Annotated in this window: 2 protein-coding genes; both read right to left on the bottom strand. The window is 55.7% G+C overall.

The genetic code is table 11. The annotated features are described in order from the left end of the window. Positions 1 to 182: 182 nt before the first annotated feature. Positions 183 to 935 (bottom strand): tyrosine-protein phosphatase, encoded by a 753-nt coding sequence (locus tag AC0AP0_RS12540; RefSeq protein ID WP_181414842.1) that lies wholly within the window; start codon positions 933 to 935, stop codon positions 183 to 185. Positions 936 to 1,123: 188 nt separating this feature from the next. Beyond that, positions 1,124 to 1,789 carry an NAD(P)H-binding protein gene (locus AC0AP0_RS12535; RefSeq protein WP_490430728.1) on the bottom strand — a complete coding sequence of 222 codons (666 nt, stop codon included), beginning with the start codon at positions 1,787 to 1,789 and terminating at the stop codon, positions 1,124 to 1,126. Between the last annotated feature and the right edge of the window lie 373 nt (positions 1,790 to 2,162).

Here is a 2,162-nt window from a genome sequence, read left to right as displayed (position 1 = left end):
GGCCGTCTCCACAATGGTCCGCGCCTCCTCGCGGCTCTTCTGATCGATCCGCATGACCCCCAGGGCCACACGGGAGGTCCGGAATCCTGACCGTCCTAAATTCATGTATCGCACAATGTCCTCCTCTTGATTGACGTCTAGGCTCGAGTCTACCCGTACCAGCTACCTCCAGCCTTGTGCGGTTACTCCAGCAGGTTGCTGCGCAGGGTCTCCACCTGGTCCGGCCCGAACCCCAAAGCCTGACGCGCATAGGCGAAGACATCCCCGTAGGCCTCGACCATGGTTTCTTGGGCATGCGCCAGGTATTCCTTCTTGACGCAGAGCGCAATCTGCAGGGCGTCCAGTGAATCCTGGTCGAAGCCTCTGGCACGGAATTGGTCCAGCAGTTGATTGTTGGCCGCAACCCTCTCTTGGTTGGTCTTCAGATAGTCCGCGAATATCTGGGCGTCGTCCACCTCCAGCAGCCAGAGCACCAGCGCCGCGGCGAACCCGGTCCGGTCTTTGCCGGCAAAGCAGTGGAAGAGAGTGGCCCCCTGGGTGTTGTCCACGACGATGCGTAGGAACCTCCCATACCCCTGCTGGGCTGCAGGACTCATAACCAGGTCATGGTAGACATTCAGCATGTGCCCGTTGACCTGATTCGCCAAACCCAGCGAGGCAAAATCGTCCAGGCTGGCGCTGTTGGTGCCGCTTTGCTCCAGCAGATCAATGTTGGTAAAGGTCACACCTTCAAGCCGATCGTCTGGACTCTCCTGTATCTCGAAAGGCCGACGGAAGTCCACGACCTGAGTCACCTGGTAGCGGTCGACCAGTTCCCTCTTAGTTTCTTCGTCCAGACCCACTAATTGCCCGGAGCGGATGAACTTATGGGGACGTACCAGACGGCCATGAATGGTCCCTATACCTCCCAGATCCCGAAAATTGGTAATGTTCATCGACGACCTCCCTAAGATCCGCCCTGTCTCCAAGCCATCCCCGTCTCTATGAAAATCACAGAAACCCAGCATGCCAGCGCACAATCAACGGCAACAAGCATTGCACCCAAGGTACCATTACCGTTGCTATGCAGACACGCCATGGTTGGCATCAAAAGCTGCTGTTGAGGAATTGGGTGGGTTTCGGGTCACCGCTTTGCGGTCAAGGCCTCCCTGATGGGCGTGCCACCTGCGATGATGTTGTAGATCCTACCTTTGGTCTGTGGCAGGTCGACGCAACCGGCCAGGCATTGTGCCACATCGGGGATTGGTATGGGTCCGGGCCCGTCTGGCTCTACCTGGATGGCTCCTGTGCCGTCCTGCTCGGTCAGGCTGCCTGGCTCAATAATGGTGTAGTCCAGTCCGGAATTGATCAGATACTGATCGGCCATGTTCTTGGTCACGTAGTAATCGGCGAGGGAGTCAATGGCAGGCTTGACCTGAGGCTGTTCCCAGCGCAGCCAGTCGGCTGCATACATGGCCCCCAGCATGACGTATCTGGTGATGCCGACCGCTTTGGCGGCCTCTATGGTCTTCATGGCTCCCAAAGCGTCAATCTGGTTGATGTCTTTACCTCGCGAGCCCGCAGTGAAAACAACAGCGTCCGCATGCATCTTACGGAATGCGTCGGTTATCTGGGAGAGCGGGTCATGCAGGTCCAGGGTCATAGTCTCCACCTGCTGGCTGGCGGGAATCTTCGAGACTCCTCGTGCGCAGGCCACCACCTCATGGTCGGCTTTGACCAGATCCTCGAGAGTCAGTGCACCCACTCTGCCGGTAGCTCCTACAAGAATGATTCTTTTACCCATACTCATCCGCTTTCTTTCACATATGTGTTTACGCGCCTGATTCGGCTATTTTTATTTTAGGTGTCCTGGGCCACAAACAACAGGCGGTAAGTATGAGACAGTTTCGGCAACAATGCTCTCGAAGATCAAATCACAGACTGCCCAAGTAAAAGGCAGCCTTCTATATTCCGATTAACCGTATTCCATTGCTTGGCATGTGTCTTTGTGCATGGAAGCTGGAATCCTCAAGACTGGGTCTGAGTCTGGTATAAGAAAGGAGGTATCTTCAGGAACATTTTCCTGAAGATACCTCCAATATTTATGTGTTGTGGCGGCGGTGTGCTACTCTCCCACACTCTTCCGGGTGCAGTACCATTGCCGTGCTGGGTCTTAGCTTCCG

The organism is Bifidobacterium sp. POST2/T3 (B1) (assembly GCF_058197115.1).
This window is presented reverse-complemented; position numbering and strand designations above follow the sequence as displayed.

Bases quoted from the DNA above. Each gene is read 5' to 3' on its own strand.
- AC0AP0_RS12540 (WP_181414842.1), bottom strand. From the start codon at position 935: ATGAACATTACCAATTTTCGGGATCTGGGAGGTATAGGGACCATTCAT.
- AC0AP0_RS12535 (WP_490430728.1), bottom strand. From the start codon at position 1,789: ATGAGTATGGGTAAAAGAATCATTCTTGTAGGAGCTACCGGCAGAGTG.